The sequence below is a fragment of the Streptomyces sp. NPDC037054 genome (genome assembly GCF_055606745.1).
Genome location: NZ_JBVJSJ010000001.1, coordinates 901070 through 918744, shown reverse-complemented (window position 1 = coordinate 918744; position 17675 = coordinate 901070). Strand labels below are relative to the sequence as shown.

Annotated in this window: 16 protein-coding genes and 1 pseudogene; 10 read left to right on the top strand and 7 right to left on the bottom strand. The window is 70.8% G+C overall.

The features are described 5' to 3' along the window. Nucleotides 1-2: 2 nt before the first annotated feature. From rpsG to tuf, 3 genes are all read left to right on the top strand, one after another. On the top strand, nt 3-473 hold the full coding sequence (gene rpsG, locus ACZ7D7_RS04025) for a 30S ribosomal protein S7 (RefSeq protein WP_003998848.1): 471 nt from the start codon (nt 3-5) through the stop codon (nt 471-473). 39 nt (nt 474-512) lie between these two features. Beyond that, nucleotides 513-2639 carry an elongation factor G gene (fusA, locus tag ACZ7D7_RS04020; protein ID WP_470822097.1) on the top strand — a complete coding sequence of 709 codons (2127 nt, stop codon included), beginning with the start codon at nt 513-515 and terminating at the stop codon, nt 2637-2639. A gap of 156 nt (nt 2640-2795) precedes the next feature. Then, entirely contained in the window at nt 2796-3989 is a 1194-nt protein-coding gene (gene tuf, locus ACZ7D7_RS04015) for an elongation factor Tu (protein ID WP_470822095.1), read from the top strand. 117 nt (nt 3990-4106) lie between these two features. On the opposite strand, the gene ACZ7D7_RS04010 is transcribed toward tuf, so the two are convergent. Together ACZ7D7_RS04010 and ACZ7D7_RS04005 are read right to left on the bottom strand one after the other, a co-directional pair. Further along, nucleotides 4107-5111, bottom strand: a complete 1005-nt coding sequence (locus ACZ7D7_RS04010; RefSeq protein ID WP_470822094.1) for an FmdB family zinc ribbon protein — start codon at nt 5109-5111, stop codon at nt 4107-4109. A gap of 322 nt (nt 5112-5433) precedes the next feature. After that, the gene (locus ACZ7D7_RS04005; protein ID WP_470822093.1) at nt 5434-6342 is read right to left on the bottom strand and encodes an NAD(P)-dependent oxidoreductase; all 909 of its coding nucleotides are present in this window, start codon (nt 6340-6342) and stop codon (nt 5434-5436) included. Between the two features lie 86 nt (nt 6343-6428). Between ACZ7D7_RS04005 and ACZ7D7_RS04000 the strand changes: the two genes are divergently transcribed. Both ACZ7D7_RS04000 and ACZ7D7_RS03995 read left to right on the top strand, forming a co-directional pair. After that, nucleotides 6429-6803 carry a winged helix-turn-helix transcriptional regulator gene (locus tag ACZ7D7_RS04000; protein WP_470822092.1) on the top strand — a complete coding sequence of 125 codons (375 nt, stop codon included), beginning with the start codon at nt 6429-6431 and terminating at the stop codon, nt 6801-6803. A 108-nt stretch (nt 6804-6911) separates the two neighbouring features. Continuing rightward, entirely contained in the window at nt 6912-8078 is a 1167-nt protein-coding gene (locus tag ACZ7D7_RS03995) for a serine/threonine-protein kinase (protein ID WP_470822090.1), read from the top strand. A 72-nt stretch (nt 8079-8150) separates the two neighbouring features. Here ACZ7D7_RS03995 and ACZ7D7_RS03990 read toward each other — a convergent pair whose 3' ends face one another. The 4 genes and pseudogenes from ACZ7D7_RS03990 to ACZ7D7_RS03975 form a co-directional block, all read right to left on the bottom strand. Further along, nucleotides 8151-9557, bottom strand: coding sequence for an alpha-lytic protease prodomain-containing protein (locus ACZ7D7_RS03990; RefSeq protein ID WP_470822088.1), 1407 nt, complete (start codon nt 9555-9557; stop codon nt 8151-8153). Between the two features lie 152 nt (nt 9558-9709). Continuing rightward, entirely contained in the window at nt 9710-10666 is a 957-nt protein-coding gene (locus tag ACZ7D7_RS03985) for a LysR family transcriptional regulator (RefSeq protein ID WP_470822086.1), read from the bottom strand. 190 nt (nt 10667-10856) lie between these two features. Further along, nucleotides 10857-11750: pseudogene (locus tag ACZ7D7_RS03980) on the bottom strand (glycoside hydrolase family 16 protein); the annotation flags it as partial. Nucleotides 11751-11942: 192 nt separating this feature from the next. Then, complete coding sequence (locus ACZ7D7_RS03975; RefSeq protein ID WP_470822084.1) at nt 11943-12632, bottom strand: DUF4232 domain-containing protein; 690 nt, start codon at nt 12630-12632, stop codon at nt 11943-11945. 187 nt (nt 12633-12819) lie between these two features. Between ACZ7D7_RS03975 and ACZ7D7_RS03970 the strand changes: the two genes are divergently transcribed. Continuing rightward, nucleotides 12820-13752: a helix-turn-helix domain-containing protein gene (locus ACZ7D7_RS03970; RefSeq protein ID WP_470822082.1), complete on the top strand. Its 933-nt coding sequence runs from the start codon at nt 12820-12822 to the stop codon at nt 13750-13752. A gap of 39 nt (nt 13753-13791) precedes the next feature. Next, entirely contained in the window at nt 13792-14667 is an 876-nt protein-coding gene (locus ACZ7D7_RS03965; protein WP_470822081.1) for a dioxygenase family protein, read from the top strand. 16 nt (nt 14668-14683) lie between these two features. Here ACZ7D7_RS03965 and ACZ7D7_RS03960 read toward each other — a convergent pair whose 3' ends face one another. After that, on the bottom strand, nt 14684-15115 hold the full coding sequence (locus tag ACZ7D7_RS03960) for an ATP-binding protein (RefSeq protein ID WP_470822079.1): 432 nt from the start codon (nt 15113-15115) through the stop codon (nt 14684-14686). A 155-nt stretch (nt 15116-15270) separates the two neighbouring features. On the opposite strand from ACZ7D7_RS03960, the gene ACZ7D7_RS03955 reads away from it, so the two are divergent. The 3 genes from ACZ7D7_RS03955 (at nt 15271) to ACZ7D7_RS03945 (ending at nt 17622) form a co-directional block, all read left to right on the top strand. Beyond that, nucleotides 15271-16146 carry a helix-turn-helix domain-containing protein gene (locus ACZ7D7_RS03955; protein ID WP_470822078.1) on the top strand — a complete coding sequence of 292 codons (876 nt, stop codon included), beginning with the start codon at nt 15271-15273 and terminating at the stop codon, nt 16144-16146. Then, nucleotides 16143-16355: a DUF397 domain-containing protein gene (locus ACZ7D7_RS03950; RefSeq protein ID WP_470822077.1), complete on the top strand. Its 213-nt coding sequence runs from the start codon at nt 16143-16145 to the stop codon at nt 16353-16355. Before ACZ7D7_RS03955 ends, ACZ7D7_RS03950 begins: the two co-directional genes overlap by 4 nt. Before the next feature lie 130 nt (nt 16356-16485). Continuing rightward, a complete protein-coding gene (locus ACZ7D7_RS03945; RefSeq protein ID WP_470822075.1) occupies nt 16486-17622 on the top strand; it encodes an endo-1,4-beta-xylanase in 1137 nt (378 codons plus the stop codon). The last annotated feature ends 53 nt before the right edge of the window (nt 17623-17675 follow it).

Sequence of the window (17675 nt, the reverse complement as noted above, 5' to 3'; positions counted from 1 at the left end):
GAATGCCTCGTAAGGGCCCCGCCCCGAAGCGCCCGGTCATCATCGACCCGGTCTACGGTTCTCCTCTGGTGACCTCCCTGATCAACAAGGTGCTGCTGAACGGCAAGCGCTCCACCGCCGAGCGCATCGTCTACGGCGCCATGGAGGGCCTGCGCGAGAAGACCGGCAACGACCCGGTCATCACGCTGAAGCGCGCTCTCGAGAACATCAAGCCGACCCTCGAGGTCAAGTCCCGCCGTGTCGGTGGTGCCACCTACCAGGTCCCGGTCGAGGTCAAGCCCGGCCGTGCCAACACGCTGGCGCTGCGCTGGCTGGTCGGTTACTCCCGCGCCCGTCGCGAGAAGACCATGACCGAGCGTCTGCTCAACGAGCTCCTCGACGCCTCCAACGGCCTCGGTGCCGCTGTGAAGAAGCGCGAGGACACGCACAAGATGGCCGAGTCCAACAAGGCCTTCGCGCACTACCGCTGGTAGTCGCAGACCCCATCGAGACCGAGAGAAGACGAAAGCCTTATGGCTACCACTTCGCTTGACCTGGCCAAGGTGCGCAACATCGGCATCATGGCCCACATCGACGCGGGCAAGACGACCACCACCGAGCGGATCCTGTTCTACACCGGCGTTTCGTACAAGATCGGTGAGGTCCACGACGGCGCTGCCACCATGGACTGGATGGAGCAGGAGCAGGAGCGTGGCATCACGATCACCTCTGCTGCCACCACCTGCCACTGGCCGCTGGAAGACGTCGACCACACCATCAACATCATCGACACGCCGGGCCACGTCGACTTCACCGTCGAGGTGGAGCGTTCCCTGCGCGTGCTCGACGGTGCCGTGACGGTGTTCGACGGCGTCGCCGGCGTTGAGCCCCAGTCCGAGACGGTGTGGCGTCAGGCGGACCGCTACGGCGTTCCGCGCATCTGCTTCGTCAACAAGCTCGACCGGACCGGCGCGGAGTTCCACCGCTGCGTCGACATGATCAGCGACCGCCTGGGTGCGCAGCCGCTGGTCATGCAGCTGCCGATCGGTGCCGAGGCCGACTTCAAGGGCGTCATCGACCTCGTGACGATGAAGGCCCTGGTCTGGTCCGCCGAGGCCACCAAGGGCGAGATGTACGACACCGTCGACATCCCGGACACGCACGCCGAGGCTGCCGAGGAGTACCGCGGCAAGCTGCTGGAGGCCGTGGCCGAGAACGACGAGGAGCTGATGGAGCTGTACCTGGAGGGCACCGAGCCCTCCGTGGAGCAGCTGTACGCCGCGATCCGTCGTATCACCATCGCGTCCGGCAAGGGCGGCGGCACGACCGTCACCCCCGTGTTCTGCGGTACCGCGTTCAAGAACAAGGGCGTTCAGCCCCTGCTCGACGCGGTCGTGCGCTACCTGCCGTCGCCGGTCGACATCGAGGCCATCGAGGGCCACGACGTCAAGGACCCGGAGACGGTCGTCAAGCGCAAGCCGTCGGACGACGAGCCGCTCGCCGCGCTCGCGTTCAAGATCATGAGCGACCCGCACCTCGGCAAGCTCACCTTCGTCCGCGTGTACTCCGGCCGTCTGGAGTCCGGCACCCAGGTGCTGAACTCCGTGAAGGGCAAGAAGGAGCGCATCGGCAAGATCTACCGCATGCACGCGAACAAGCGTGAGGAGATCGAGTCGGTGGGCGCCGGTGACATCGTCGCCGTCATGGGCCTGAAGCAGACCACCACGGGTGAGACGCTGTCCGACGACAAGTCGCCGGTGATCCTGGAGTCCATGGACTTCCCGGCCCCGGTCATCCAGGTCGCCATCGAGCCCAAGTCGAAGGGCGACCAGGAGAAGCTCGGCGTCGCGATCCAGCGGCTGGCCGAGGAGGACCCGTCCTTCCAGGTCCACTCGGACGAGGAGACCGGCCAGACCATCATCGGTGGTATGGGCGAGCTGCACCTCGAGGTGCTGGTCGACCGTATGCGCCGTGAGTTCAAGGTCGAGGCCAACGTCGGCAAGCCTCAGGTCGCGTACCGTGAGACGATCCGCAAGTCGGTCGAGAAGGTCGAGTTCACCCACAAGAAGCAGACGGGTGGTACCGGCCAGTTCGCTCGCGTCATCATCGCGATCGAGCCGATCGAGGGCGGCGACGCCTCGTACGAGTTCGTCAACAAGGTCACCGGTGGTCGTATCCCGAAGGAGTACATCCCTTCGGTCGACGCCGGCTGCCAGGAGGCCATGCAGTTCGGCATCCTCGCCGGTTACGAGATGACCGGTGTGCGCGTGACGCTGATCGACGGTGCCTACCACGAGGTGGACTCCTCCGAGCTCGCGTTCAAGATCGCCGGCTCGCAGGCCTTCAAGGAGGCCGCGCGCAAGGCTTCGCCCGTGCTCCTCGAGCCGATGATGGCCGTAGAGGTCACCACGCCCGAGGACTACATGGGTGACGTCATCGGCGACATCAACTCCCGCCGTGGCCAGATCCAGGCCATGGAGGAGCGGGCGGGTGCCCGCGTCGTGAAGGGCCTCGTGCCCCTGTCGGAGATGTTCGGCTACGTCGGCGACCTCCGCAGCAAGACGTCGGGTCGCGCAAGCTACTCGATGCAGTTCGACTCCTACGCCGAGGTTCCGCGGAACGTCGCCGAGGAGATCATCGCGAAGGCCAAGGGCGAGTAACGGACCGCGCGTCCACGCCGTAGGCTTGACTCCGGAGCCTTGTGGGGCATTCCGCCGCAATCGTGGTGGGAATGCCCCTGGGCCCGGGCTTTCCAGCAAAGATCACCTGGCGCCGATGAGTAAGGCGTACCAGAACCACTCCACAGGAGGACCCCAGTGGCGAAGGCGAAGTTCGAGCGGACTAAGCCGCACGTCAACATCGGCACCATCGGTCACATCGACCACGGTAAGACGACCCTCACGGCCGCCATTACCAAGGTGCTGCACGACGCGTACCCGGACCTGAACGAGGCCTCGGCCTTCGACCAGATCGACAAGGCTCCTGAGGAGCGCCAGCGCGGTATCACCATCTCCATCGCGCACGTCGAGTACCAGACCGAGACGCGTCACTACGCCCACGTCGACTGCCCCGGTCACGCGGACTACATCAAGAACATGATCACGGGTGCGGCGCAGATGGACGGCGCCATCCTCGTGGTCGCCGCCACCGACGGCCCGATGCCGCAGACCAAGGAGCACGTGCTCCTGGCCCGCCAGGTCGGCGTTCCCTACATCGTCGTCGCCCTGAACAAGGCCGACATGGTGGACGACGAGGAGATCCTGGAGCTCGTCGAGCTCGAGGTTCGTGAGCTGCTCTCCGAGTACGAGTTCCCGGGCGACGACGTTCCGGTCGTCAAGGTCTCGGCGCTCAAGGCGCTCGAGGGCGACAAGGAGTGGGGCGAGTCCGTCCTCAAGCTCATGGAGGCCGTGGACACCGCGATTCCGGAGCCGGAGCGCGACGTCGACAAGCCGTTCCTCATGCCGATCGAGGACGTCTTCACGATCACCGGTCGCGGTACGGTCGTCACCGGCCGTATCGAGCGTGGTGTCCTGAAGGTCAACGAGACCGTCGACATCATCGGCATCAAGACCGAGAAGACCACCACCACGGTCACCGGCATCGAGATGTTCCGCAAGCTGCTCGACGAGGGCCAGGCCGGTGAGAACGTCGGTCTGCTCCTCCGTGGCATCAAGCGCGAGGACGTCGAGCGCGGCCAGGTCATCATCAAGCCGGGTTCGGTCACGCCGCACACGGAGTTCGAGGCCCAGGCCTACATCCTGTCCAAGGACGAGGGTGGCCGCCACACGCCGTTCTTCAACAACTACCGTCCGCAGTTCTACTTCCGTACGACGGACGTGACCGGCGTGGTGACCCTCCCCGAGGGCACCGAGATGGTCATGCCGGGTGACAACACCGAGATGAAGGTGGAGCTCATCCAGCCCGTCGCCATGGAAGAGGGCCTGAAGTTCGCCATCCGTGAGGGTGGCCGGACCGTGGGCGCCGGCCAGGTCACCAAGATCAACAAGTGAGTCCGTTGATCTGACCTGGTAGCTCCAGCGAGCACCGGGAAGGGCCCGCACGACTTCGGTCGTGCGGGCCCTTTCGTGTGCGCGGTCCGTGGGTGTGTCCGGGGCCCGGTGCGCGGTTCATTGCATGTGCTGGAGGTGCGGGTGGTCGTACGAGGCTTCGCAGACGTAGAGCTGGAGGCAGTGGCCGCGGCCGATGGTGAGGTGGGTGTCGTGCGCCGCGTTCGCGTCCGCGTCGGTGTCCTCGACCGGGCGCCAGCTCGCGCTGCCGCCGTCCCATTCGCTGCCGTCGATCGTGAGCAGGGGGCGTACGGCGCCGCCGCACTCGGGGCAGGTCATCGGGACGGGGTCGGAGAAGCTCCACGGGGCGTGGCCGGCGACCTTGCAGCCGGGGGCCACGCCGAGGTCGTACTGGTAGGTCACGTCGTTCCCCTCCTCCCACGCCGCGATGCGGGCGGCCAGGTCGTCGGGGAGTTCGTGCGGGGCCGGGTATTCGGTGACGGGCTCCGGGTGCAGGACGCAGGGCTCGGGGAGGTAGTCGTCGTTGCCGACGACCGGGGGCCGCGGGGCGTCGTCGAGGAGGTGTATGACGTCGGCGGCGGTACGCCAGTGGAGCTCGGTGCGGGGGAGGTAGTCGCCGACGTGGTCGAACGGGCACCACAGGACCTGGAGCAGGTCGGTGCCTTCGGGGCGGGGCAGGCCGGGGACGTCGCCGGCGTAGAGCTGGGCGACGGGGATGAGGGGGGAGGGGCCCTCGACCGGGACGCGGCGGTCCTCGGCGGCGCGGTCCACGAGCTCGCGCTCCTCGGGGGTGAGGGGGTCCGTGCGGTCCGTTCCGGGGGCGGGGCGGGGGTCTTGGCGTTGGCGCTGCCAGGCGTGGGCGAGGACGGCGCGGCGGTGGTGGATCTCGTCGGGGACGAGGCCGCGTTGCCAGGGTTCGCCGTGGTCGGGACAGACGGGCCAGGGCTCGTCCTGCGGCCACAGCAGAGGGCCGCCGAGGGAGCTGTCGGTGGGGGTGGGGGCGCCGGCGCGGGGGTGCAGGCGGGTGGTGGTGCGGGCGAGGGGGGTGAGCTCCGGGAACTCGATGGTGATGTCGAGGGGGCGGGGTGGTGTCGTGCGGGTCATGATCGGCAGGGTATGGGGTGCGGGGGGTGGTGTTTGCCTGCGTTGTGGGGTGGGGCGGGGGTGGGGTGGGTGTTACGGGGTTTGTGTGGGCCGGGGTGCGGTGGGTGTTACGGGGCTGGTGTGGGCCGGGGTTTGCATGGTCCGGGGGGTGCGGTGGGCGTCACGGGGTTTGCGTGGCCCGGCGTTGCGTGGTGCCGCCCTCTGTGGGACGGGTGCCGCCCTGCGGCGCGACTGCCCGCGGCTGGGCGGGCTTCGCCCGCCGTCGCGCCGCAGCCCCGCCGTGCCAGCCGCGCAGCCCCGCCGGGGCCCGTCGGCGTGTTGGTCAGTGGGGGGTTCGGATGGTGTCGATGATTCGGGTCCAGTTGTCCGGGCCGTGGCCGGTTTTGATGGCCTGGTGGTAGTGGGACTGGATGGCCAGGGGGAGGGCCAGGTCCAGGCCGAGGGTCTTGGTGGTTTCGACGATGTGGTCGGCGGTCGCGCCCATCATGGTGACCGTGCTGAGGTCGCCGGGGTGTTCTCCGGCGTCGAGCGCGGCGCCGGGGTTCTCCTCGCCGGCCCTCAGCATGTCCCCGATCGAGTCGGTCAGGGCGAGCAGCTCCGGCAGTGCTTCCGTGGCCTTGACTCCGGCCGTACCCAGCATCGCCGTGGCGTGCATCAGGCCCGACAAGGTGGTGAGGAAGACGGTGAGGTGGGCCTGGTACATCAGTTGGGCCAGGCCCGGGTCCTCGCCCAGGGGACGGGGGGCTCCCAGCAGCGCGAGCGTCTCCCGGTGGCGTCGCAGCGCCTCCTCGGGGCCGCTGTAGTAGATGTAGGACGCCTCCGTGCCGACCATCGGCGCCGGGACCATGACACCTCCGGTGAGGAAGGTGGCGCCGTGATCCGCTGCCCAGGTCGCCGCCTCGCGTGAGCGGTCCGGGGTGTCGGAGCTCAGGTTGACCAGCGTCCGGCCGGCCAGCGACGCGGTGGCGCCGTCGAGGATGTCGTACATCGCGCGGTAGTCGGTCAGGCTGAGGATGACCAGGTCGCTCGCCTCGACCGCCTCGGCGGGTGTCGCCGCGAGCGTCGCACCGTCGGCGACGACGTCGGCGGCGCGGGCGGCGGTGCGGTTCCAGACGGTGACCCGGTGGCCGGCGGCGAGGAGCGTGCGGGTCATCGCCTGGCCCATCGGGCCGAGCCCGATCACGGTGACGGTGTTGTCCTTGCTGGTCGACTGGTTCTCTTGTTCGTTCACGCCTCCATGCTCGGAGAGCGTCACTACTCTCGGAAGTACCTACTAATTTCTGCGGTACTTACCTTTTTGTAAGGGGGAGGGTCGGGATGGCCAAGGCGCCGAGACGTGGGCCCTACATCTGCGGCATCGACGCCGCGCTCGACGTGTTGAGCGGCAAGTGGAAGGGGCTGATCCTCTGGGAGCTCGACGCCCATGGTGTCCGCCGCTTCGCTCAACTCCGTCGGGGGCTGCCGGGGGTGAGCGAGAAGATGCTGACGCAGCACCTGCGGGAGATGGAGGAGGACGGTCTCGTGCACCGGGAGGTGTACGCCGAGGTGCCGCCGCGGGTCGAGTACTCCCTGACGGAGCACGGGCGCACGCTCAATCAGGCGCTTGAGGCGCTCGGCGCCTGGGGGACCGAGCGGATCCGCCGTGAGGGCTCCGAGACGGTCGACGTGGTCGAGGCCGTCTCACGCGGGTGAGCATCCCCGGCCCCGGAAAGTTCAAGTGCCGCCCGTACAGCCCTTGAGCCGTGGCGGGAGTCTGAACGGGCGGAAGATCCACGACCGTTGAGAGTGAGCGCCGCGCCCGTGAGTACCCTTCAGCCGCCCGAGCAGCCCGAGCAGCCCGACGAACGGCCGGGTGAAGCGGCCTTCAGCGACGAGGAGTTGGAGGCGTTCCTGCGGGAGGCCGCTGAGGGCGGGAGCGTATCCGCGCCAAAGGAGCCGTCGGCGCGGGCGCGGATGGTGACCCGGCGGCTGCGTGAGCAGGAGCGGGCGGGTGTCTCGCCGCCGGGGTGGCGGGCCGGGCCCACCGCGTTGCAGGAGGCGGCGGGGCGGCGCCGGACGCGGCGGCGTCGGATCGGGGCAGGCGTCGGTGTGGTCCTCGCCGTCGCGCTGGCCGTCGTCGCCCTGCGGCCCTCGTTGGTGCTCGACCGGATACCCGGTCTCGGTGCCGATTCCGGCGCCGCCTCGCCCACGCCTCTTCCCGCCGAGAGCGGCCGGCCCGGTGACGCGCCCGGCGATGCCACGAGCTCCGGGGCGGCCACCCGCGCGCACCCCTTCCGCGGTTCGCCCGCCGAGCGGTGGGCGGACGGCGCCGACGCCATCGTGCTGCCGGAGGCCAAGGCCCTCGGCGGACTCGGCGAGGCGGAGGTCGCCCGCGGTCTGCGGCGTGCCAAGGAGTTCCTGGTGGCCGCCAACCTGGACGAGGCGACGCTGCGGGGCGAGACGCCGCGGCGGGCGCTGGACGTCCTGGATCCCCAGCAGCCCGACCTCCTGCCCGACCTGCGGCGGGCGCTGCGCGAGCCGACGCGGGACAACGACCCGATCATGCTGTTCAGCCGCTTCGACCCGGACGAGGCGCGCCTCGCCGGTGACGTGATCAAGGTCCGCGGGCACATGACCGTCGCCGACGGACGGCCGGGCGAGGTCAAGATCCACGCGGACTACACGTTCGTCTACCCGACGGTCCGGGCGCGGGGCGGCAGCGACGCCGTGGAGCGGACCATCGTCCGCCGCGACATCACGTTCCTGCTGTCGAACCCCCGGAACTGGACCGTCACCGAGGGCCGCCTGATGCTGGAGTCGTACGACGTGCGCTCGTACAACGACGCCTGCGACGTGCACGACGGGTACTTCCACCCCGACTTCCCCGGGGAGGAAGGGAAGCCCGGCACCGGCCCGACCATGGACCCGTACGACCGCAGGGACGCCGTGGGTGAGGGGGCGGACTGCGCGACGGTCAGCCGTACCTGAGGCGGTGCGCGGAAGGGCCCGGTGGCCGCCCCGTCGGTCGGCCACCGGGCCCTTCCGCGCCCCCTCAGTGGATCAGACGCGCTGCCACAGCGCGGGAGCGTTCGGCGGCTCCCAGCCGACCTGGGCCTGGTGGCCCTGGAGGCAGCGGTACGTGGCACCGCCGTAGGTCACCTGGGCGCCCGCCTGGTAGACGGTGCCGGCCGCCCAGGTGCCGCCGGGCTCGCCCGGCTCACCGGGTCCGGGCTCGCCGGGGCCGCTCGTGGTGGTCTTCAGGGTGAGGCCGTACGTCTGGAGGAGCGGGTTGAGCGGCTGGAAGTACGTCGTGCCGCCCGTCGAGCAGTTGCCCGAGCCGCCCGAGGTGACGCCCTGCGCCTGGCTGCCGGAGATGTAGGAGCCTCCGGAGTCGCCGGGCTCGGCGCACACGCTGGTGCGGGTGACGCCGTAGATGGTGCCCTCGGGGTAGGTCACGCTGGTGTTGTGCTGCTGGACGGTGCCGCAGTGCCAGCCGGTGGTGGAGCCGGAGCGGCACACGGACGCTCCGACGGCGGCCTGCGTGGAGCCCGTGACCTGGACGTTCTGGCCGCCGGCGCCCTTCACGTACGGCGTGGCCGTCCAGTTGGTGTTGGTGGCCACCCACGCCATGTCGTTGCCGGGGAAGGTGGAGCCCTGGAAGGTGCCCTGCGCGACGCGGTTGAAGCCGGTCGTGCTGGTGCCGGTCCGGCCGCAGTGCCCGGCCGTGGCGAAGCCCTGCTGGGTGCCGCGGGTGACGGGGAAGCCGACGGAACACCGGCCGCTGTTGTTCATGTAGTACGCGTCGCCGCCCCGCAAGTCGTAGAGCGGGCGCGGCTGTTCGGCCGACCGCTCGACGCGGGCGAGGGAGCGGTCGACGCCGGCGGCGGCCAGCAGGGCGCGGGCGGCGGCGGGTTCGCCGGCCTCGACGACGAGGGAGTTCGTGCGGACGTCGACGTACCAGACGTGTGCGTCGGCGCTGCCGTGGTCCTTCGCCGCCCGGTCGAGGCGGGACTTGGCGGCGTCGAGCGCGGTGAGCGGACGGCGTACGACGGCGGCCGTGGCGCCCTGCGCCTCGATGGCCGGTACGTCGGCGGCGTCGGTGGTGGCCACGGTCAGCGTGCCGGAGTCGGCGCCGCGCACCCAGGCTCCCGCGAAGTCGGCGCCCAGCGCGGCGCGCAGCCGTCCGGCGGTGGCGCCGGCCTCGGCCTCGTTGGCCAGGCGGCGCTGAGCCTGCCGCCGGTCGCTGAGGCCGAGGTCGCGCCGCATGGCGTCGAGCAGGGCGGGAGGGGCGTCGGCGGTGCGGAGGGTCTCGGCGGCGGAGGCGGCCGGGTCCGGCGAAGTGGCGGCCGGGTCCGACGCGGTGGCGGACCGGGAGGTGGCGGCGGCCGTGTCGCTGAGGCCCGTGAGGAGCAGGGCGCCGGTCGCCGCGAGGGCGGCGCACAGAGCTCTGCTGTGACGTTGGAGCATGGGGATCTCCTCGGTTTCGGTGAGGCAGCTGAGGCAGCTGAGCCAGCTGGGGAAGCTCCGTGGGGAGGTGCCGAAACCGTAGGGAGCGCCGACCGGCCCGGGTAAGCCGTCAGTCGACCCCCCTCCCCGGTGTTATGGAACGCGGCACACGGCTACGGGACCGGGTCGGGACCGTGCGAGGCGAGCCAGTCGGCGTACCCGGCGCTGCGGTTCGCCGCCGCCGCGTGGGCGCCCCGGGCCTGCGCCAGCACGGTCGCCGCGAGGTCCGGCGGCTGCGAGGCGGGGTGCAGGCCGAGCAGGTGCCGCCACAGCAGCGGCGTACCGGCGAGGGGCCGGGTGGTGATGCCGGGCGTGGTGGGGAACGTGGCCCGGCACAGGCCGACCGCGCGGCCGACCTGCACGAGGTGGACGAGGGACGCGGTGTCCGTCTCGTACATGCGGCGCGGGGTGAACCCGGCGCGGGCGCAGGCGGCGGTGAAGCAGTCGCCGAAGCAGCCGTCGCCGGGGACGCAGGCCCAGGCGTCGTCGGCGAGTTCGCCGAGGTCGACGTCGGGGCGGTGGGCGAGGTGGTGGTCGTCGGGGAGCATGGCGAAGACGGGGTCGACGGCGATCTCCCGCCACACGAGGTGCGGGGCGCCCGGCGGGGTGGCGGCGCCGCAGGTTCCGGCGAGGGCGAAGTCGAGGGTGCCGTCGGTGAGTTGCTCGGCGAGCTGCCGTTCGGACCAGGAGGCCGAGGTGGTGACGGTGACACCGGGGACGGCGGCGGCGAGCCGGTCGACGAGCGCGCCGAGCAGCGGGCCGTGCGTGCCGCCGATGCGCAGGCGCTGCTTCGAGCGCCGGTCGCGTGCGAAGCGGTGGGCCTCCTGCTGGAGTTCGCTGACCGCGGGCAGGACGACGCGGGTGCGCTCCAGGACGAGTTCGCCGAGCGGGGTGGCCCGCACGCCGTGCCGGCCGCGCTCGAACAGGGCGCCGCCCAGGGCCCGTTCGATGCGCCTGAGCTGGGCGCTCAGCGCGGGCTGGGTCAGGCCGAGGCCGGTCGCGGCCCGGGTGAGACTGCCCGCGTCGGCGATGGCCCGGATGGTCTTCAGATGCCGCAACTCCAGCTCCATGAGGGGAGCTTGCGGTGCGGGCGGGGCGGGGGCAAGGGGTTGGTACGGACCTGTGGAACACGGTGCGCCGGAACGCCTCGCGGCACGGGTGCACCGCGAGGCGCGTGAGGCATGTGAGGCGTGTGAGGGCCGCGAGGCGCGTGGGGGAGGGCCGCGCGGCCCCTGGTGACGCTGGTGCCCCCTACCGCGCGGCGCCGTCGGCCGCCGACACCCGCACGTAGTCGATGGTCATCGTCTGCGGGAACTGGGTGCTGTCGTCGGGGCTGCCGGGCCAGTTGCCGCCGACGGCGAGGTTGAGGATGAGGAAGTACGGGTGGTCGAAGACCCACTTGTTGCCGTTCAGGTCGGCGGGTGTGCGGGTCTGGTAGGTCTGGCCGTCCACGGACCAGGTGATCTTCTCGGGGCTCCAGTCGACGGCGAAGACGTGGAAGTCGTCGGCGAAGGCCTGGCCGTCCGGGAGGCTGTACGGGGCGCCGATGCCGCCGCTGCCGGAGTAGCCGGGGCCGTGCAGGGTGCCGTGGACCGTGCCGGGTTCCTTGCCGACGTTCTCCATGATGTCGATCTCGCCGCTGCCCGGCCATCCGACGCTGCCGAGGTCGTCGCCGAGCATCCAGAACGCGGGCCAGATGCCCTGGCCGCGCGGGATCTTGATGCGGGCCTCGAAGTGGCCGTAGGCCTGCGTGAAGGTGGTGGCGGTGTTGAGCCGTGCGGAGGTGAACTGGCAGGGCCCGTACCAGCAGGTCAGGCCCGGGTCGGAGTTCTTGCAGGCGGTGATGACGAGGTTGCCGTTGCCGTCGAGGGCGGCGTTGTCCGTGCTGTTCGTGTAGTACTGCAGCTCGTTGTTGCCGTTGCCGGTGCCGCCGGTCTCCAGGGTCCACTTGCCCGGGTCGGGGGCGCTGCCGGCGGCGCCGTCGAACTCGTCGGACCAGGTCACCGCTGTGGGGGAGGCGGTGGCGGGGGTGGCGGCGTCGGCCCGTTCGGTGCCGGGGCCGGTGCCGGTCAGGACGAGGGCGCCGGTGACGGCGGCGGCGACGAGCAGTGCGAGTCCGCCGAGGGAGCGTCGGCGTGCGCGATGAGCAGCCATGGCTGAACACACCTCTGTATGTGGGGGGTTGGTGGTGCGTGATGGTCGAGCGTGGTGGAACGTGGTGGATGCTACGGACGGTTCACGACGCAACCAACCGTTGGTTCAGGCCAGAGATCGGGCTTAACGACGGCTTAAGGCGCACTTAAGGCGGCCGGCGGGGGTACGGCCGGCCGCCTCGGTCCGCGCGGGTCAGGACGCGTGGAAGGCGCCCACGCGGACGTGCGGGCCGCACACGTCGAAGGAGCCCGGAGATCCGTCGCCCTTGGTGACGCGCACGGTGCGGGCCACGTCCTCGGGCAGGGCGATCTCGACGGAGGACGCCTGTACGGCGCAGACGTCGCGGCCCGACGCGCTGCCCTCGGAGTTGACGTTGCTGTAGGTCACCTCCGACGTCGCCGTGGCGCCCGGCGCGATGTCGACGGCGTCGGTGCCGTTGCGCGAGTTGTCCGTCTCGATGGGGTCGGCCTTGTCCTGGTCGTCCTTCGCGGTCAGCGTGACGGCGCCCACGAGCGTGCAGGTCGCGCCGGAGGTGTTGGTGACCTCGATGGCGCCCTGGGCCGCCTCGTGTTCGCCCGCGCGGTTGGCGGCCTGGACGAAGCGGATCTCGGTGTTCTTCGTCGTGCAGGCCGCGGTGGCGTCGTCGCCGGTGCCCGCACCGGCCGGGGTGGCCGTCGCGCCGCCCTTGGCGGAGTCGCCCGAGCCGGTCCCCTCCGGCGTCGGCGCGGCAGAGGCGGAGCCGGAGGGCGCGGAGGCGGACGGAGTCCTCCGGCCTTCCGGCACGTTGACGTCGCCGCCGTTGTCGTCGCTGCCGTTGCAGGCGGTCAGCGCGAGGGCCGACAGGACGAGGACCGCGGTGCTGGTGGCGATGCGAGCACGCATGAGTGTGGGTTCCTTCCCCCGTGACAAGCTGTTGTCACGCGGCAGGACGGCATCGCCGACGCCCGCGTTCCCTCGCCCGGCCCGAGGCCCATGTCTGTCACACGGCCGTGACGGTCCGCGTACACTCCGGCCCGGAAAGAGCTTGGTCCGTACCTTTCTGTTCCTCTGACCGTTCCTCGGGGGGATCGTGCGCGGCACCACTGTTCCGGCGGGGACGCCCTGCCTCGTGCCCCGTGCCGGTGAACTGCCCTTGCACCGGCTGGAGATCGCCGGTCCGGACGACCCGCCCTTCGCGGCCGGTGGCTTCGACGACATCGGGCCGCTCGCCCGTTCGGGGCTGCCGCACCGGCACACGTTCTACGAGATCGTCCACGTCACCGCCGGCACCGGAACCCACGTCGTCGACCTCGACCGCCGGCCCCTCACCCCGCCGCACCTCGGTGTGCTCCGCCCCGGTCAGGTGCACCACTGGGAGCGGAGCGGTGGCCTCGACGGCACCCTCGTGCTGTTCACGGACGACTTCCTGGTGGACCACCCGGCAGACCGGGGCCTGTTGCGGCGACTGGCGGAAGGGCGCTGGTTCCGGCCTCCTCCCGAGGAGGACGCGCGCATCGGCGCGTTGATGTCCGAGCTGGTGACCGAGCACCGGCGGCGCGAACCCGGTTACGACAGCGTCCTTCGGTCCCTGCTGCACGTCCTCGTCGTCCGGCTGGCGCGACTGCCCGGCGGACCCCCGCTCCCCAGTGACGCCGAGGGGCGGGCGGCGGCTGTGGCGGAGGAGTTCGTCCTGCTCACCGCGCGGCGTGAGGCGGTGGCGTGGACGGTCCGGGACTGCGCCGCCCGGCTCGGGGTGACGCCGGGGCACCTCAGCCGGGCGGTGCGCGCGGCGACCGGCCGCAGCCCCGGGCGGCTGCTCATCGAGGCGCGCGTGCTGCGCGCCCAACGGCTCCTGGCCCACACCGAGTTGTCCGTACGGCAGGTGGCGTCGCGGACCGGGTTCAGCGACCCGGCGTACTTCAGCCGCTTCTTCCGGCGCGAGACCGGCGTCAGCCCCGGCACCTTCCGAAAACACCACAGCCGCGCACACCAGTCCATCGAAGCGGGGGAGCCGCGGGCCTAGGTTCGGTGCCGTTCCGACAGCCCCCCACAAGGAGCAGGCATGGACGAGCACATCACGAACGAGCCGACGGCGGACGAGCCGACCCACCCGGTCGAGGGCGCGCCGCCCGCCGGCATCCCCCGCAAGACGGTGCTGCGTGCCGCGCTGGCCGCCACGGCGGCGATCCCCGTGGCGATGATCGGCGGCCCGGCGCTGGCCCGCACCTTCGCCGGTGCCGGAACGCCGGCACCCCCGCCGACCCCGGCCTGCGACGACGGCGACGACCCGACACCGCCGCAGACCGAAGGCCCGTACTTCAAGCCCAGCTCCCCGCGCCGCACCAGCCTCGTGGACGCGAGCACGCCCGGCACACGGCTCACCGTGACCGGGTTCGTCCTCGGCCTGGCCTGCCGACCGATATCGGGCGCGCTCCTGGACTTCTGGCAGGCGGACGTCAACGGGGCGTACGACAACACCGGCTATCGCTTCCGCGGCCACCAATTCTCCGGCGCCGACGGCGCGTTCACGCTGACGACGATCGTTCCCGGCCTCTACCCGGGCCGCACCCGCCACATCCACGTCAAGGTCCAGGCACCGAATCGCCCCGTCCTGACGACACAGCTCTACTTCCCCGGCGAGCCGCGCAACAACACCGACACCATCTTCGACCCGCGCCTGCTCATGACGGTCCGCGACAGCGGCGGCGCCAGGCAGGCCTCCTTCGACTTCGTCCTCGACGTGCCCCAGGATCCCGGCCCGACCCCGACCTCCACGACCACCCCGCCACCCGGCGGTACGACCTGGACCGCCGGCACCTCGTACCGCACGGGCGACCGCGTCACCTACGCCGGCCGCGCCTACGCCTGCCTCCAGTCGCACACGGCCCAGCCGGGCTGGGAGCCGCCGTCGGCCCCGGCTCTGTGGCGCGCCGTCTGACGCCGGCCGCACGACCTCAGCAGTCCGGTTCCCGGGCCGAGGCGCCCACTTCCGCCCACACCGTCTTGCGCGGAAAGCGGTCCTCCGCCACGCCCCAGCGGTCCGCCAGCGTCTCCACCAGCAGCAGGCCCCGGCCCGACTCCGCGTCCCACGTCGGCTCCTTCGGGCAGGGCAGGCGGTCACCGCGCGTGTCCGTGACCTCGATGCGGAGGGTGCCGCCGACGACGTAGAGCGTGAGCCGGAAGTCGCGCCCCGGTACGCGCCCGTGCGCCGCCGCGTTGGCGGCCAGTTCCGCCACGATCTGCCGTGCCGGGTCCAACGGCACCCCCCAGGTGCGGAGTTGTTCGGTCGCCAGCAGGCGCGCCAGGCGTGCGCCGCGCGGCGTGGAGGAGAGCTGCACGCTGAAGTCGCGTACGGCGGTCGTGGTTTCGGCGGATTTCTGGTTCACGTCACTCAGCGTGGGCGCATGCGCCTACCGTGAACAGTGACTCAGAGGGTACGTACCGTCACTGTCCGGAGCTTGTCCGGTGCTGTCCGGGCTGTCGGAGCGTTGCGTACGGGTAGGGCGCCGTGTGCACATCGGCGGGAGACGGAGGGGCACGGATGACGGTCGAGGCGGACACGGACCGGCTCAGGAGCGAGGCGGACGAACCGGGTTGGGAGGTGGATCCGGACGACGAGTGGGGCGTCGCGGTCATCACGACCGTCGGCCGGCAACTGAAGCTGCGCCGGGAGGCCGTCGGCCTGCGCGCCGCCGAGTTCGGCCGGGCGATCGGCTACGGCGAGGACCTCGTCTACAAGATCGAGGGCGGCAGGCGGATCCCCCGCCAGGAGTACCTGGACAGGGCCGACGAGGTACTCGACGCGGGCGGGCTGCTCTCGGCGGCGTGGGAGGACGTGAAGAAGGTCCGGTACCCGAAGAAGGTGCGGGAACTGGGGAAGTTGGAGGCCAAGGCGACTGAGATCGGCGTCTACGAGCCCAACAGCATCCATGGGCTTCTGCAGACGTCCGAGCATGCCCGCGCCCTGTTCGAGGCGGCGCAACCGCCGTACTCGTCGGACGACGTGGAACGCATGGTCGCGGCACGTCTCGCCCGGCAGGCGGTCTTCGAACGCGACCCTGCTCCTGCGGTGCACTTCGTCCTGGAAGAGGCGCCTGTGCGGCGCCCCATCGGGGGCAGAATGGTGTGGCGACGCCAGCTCGAACGGCTGCTGGAGGTGGGGGCGTTGCGCAATGTCGTCCTTCAGGTGATGCCGTTGCACTGCGAGTCCCACTCCGGCCTCGACGGCGGGATCGAGTTGCTGAAGTTCGCGGACGGAACCGCGGTGGGTCGCTCGGCCGGTGCCTGCAATGGCCGCCCGACCCACGATCCCAGGCACCTGCACATCCTGGAGTTGCGCTATGGCACGATCCGGGCGCAGGCGCTCTCGCCGCGGGAGTCGCTGGCCTTTATCGAGAGACTGCTGGGAGAGACATGATCCGCAAGGCCCCCGCCGGGGACGCCTCCGAACTGGCGTGGTTCAAGAGCAGTTACAGCAGTGGCAACGACGGCAACTCCTGCGTCGAAATTGCGATAACCCCCCGAAAGATTCACGTCCGCGACTCGAAGCACGTGGCCGCCGGACCCCGCCTGGCGCTCACCCCCGCCGCCTGGGCGGACTTCGTGTCGTACGCGTCCGAGGTCTGAGATTCCCAAAGGCCCCGCATGCACGGGTATTGACCCCGTGCATGCGGGGCCTTTAGCTTCCGTCCACGCCAAATGTTTCGGACAGCACTTCGAAACATTCGAAAACGAACGACGGAATGAGACTCCCCGCATGAGATCCATTCGCTTCGCCACCGCCGCCCTCGCCGCGGCCGCCCTGTCCCTGCCGCTCGTGACGGGCGTGGCGACGGCCGAGCCGGCGGCGGACCAGCAGGCCGCGCCGCAGGCCAACGCCAAGTTCGACCGGCTGCGTTCGGCCGCCCCCGAGGGCTTCGTCGTGGGCACCGCCGTGGCCGGCGGCGGTCACCACCTGGAGCAGGACTACCCGGACCCGTTCACGCACGACGCCGAGTACCGCAAGATCCTGGGCAAGCAGTTCAGCTCGGTGTCGCCCGAGAACCAGATGAAGTGGGACTTCATCCACCCGGAGAAGGACCGCTACGACTTCGGACAGGCGGACGCGATCGTCGAGTTCGCCAAGAAGCACGGCCAGGTCGTGCGCGGCCACACGCTGCTCTGGCACAGCCAGAACCCGGCGTGGCTGACGGAGGGCGGCTTCTCGAAGGAGGAGCTGCGCGAGATCCTGCGCGAGCACATCACCACGGTCGTCGGCCGCTACGCCGGCAAGATCCAGCAGTGGGACGTCGCGAACGAGATCTTCGACGAGCAGGGCAACCTGCGGACGACGGACAACATCTGGATCCGTGAGCTGGGCCCGGGCATCGTCGCGGACGCGTTCCGCTGGGCGCACGAGGCCGACCCGAAGGCGAAGCTGTTCTTCAACGACTACAACGTGGAGAGCGTCAACGCGAAGAGCAACGCGTACTACGCGCTGGTCCAGGAGCTGAAGGCGCAGGGCGTGCCGGTGCACGGCTTCTCCGTGCAGGCGCACCTGAGCACGCGGTACGGCTTCCCGGGCGACCTGGAGACCAACCTGCGCCGCTTCGACGCGCTGGGCCTGGAGACGGCGGTCACCGAGCTGGACGTCCGCATGGACCTGCCGGAGAGCGGGACGCCGACCCCCGAGATGGAGCAGAAGCAGGCCGACTACTACCAGCGCGCCCTGGCGGCGTGTCTGGCCGTGGACGGCTGCAACTCCTTCACCATCTGGGGCTTCACCGACAAGTACTCGTGGGTCCCGGTGTTCTTCCAGGGCGAGGGCTTCGCGAACGTCATGACCGCCGACTTCGACCGCAAGCCGGCGTTCTACGCCCTGCGCGACACCCTGAAGGCGGCGCGCGAGGACTGAGCGCGGCCGATCGACTCGGGGCTCAATCAGGGCTCGTTCGCGTACAACCCTTT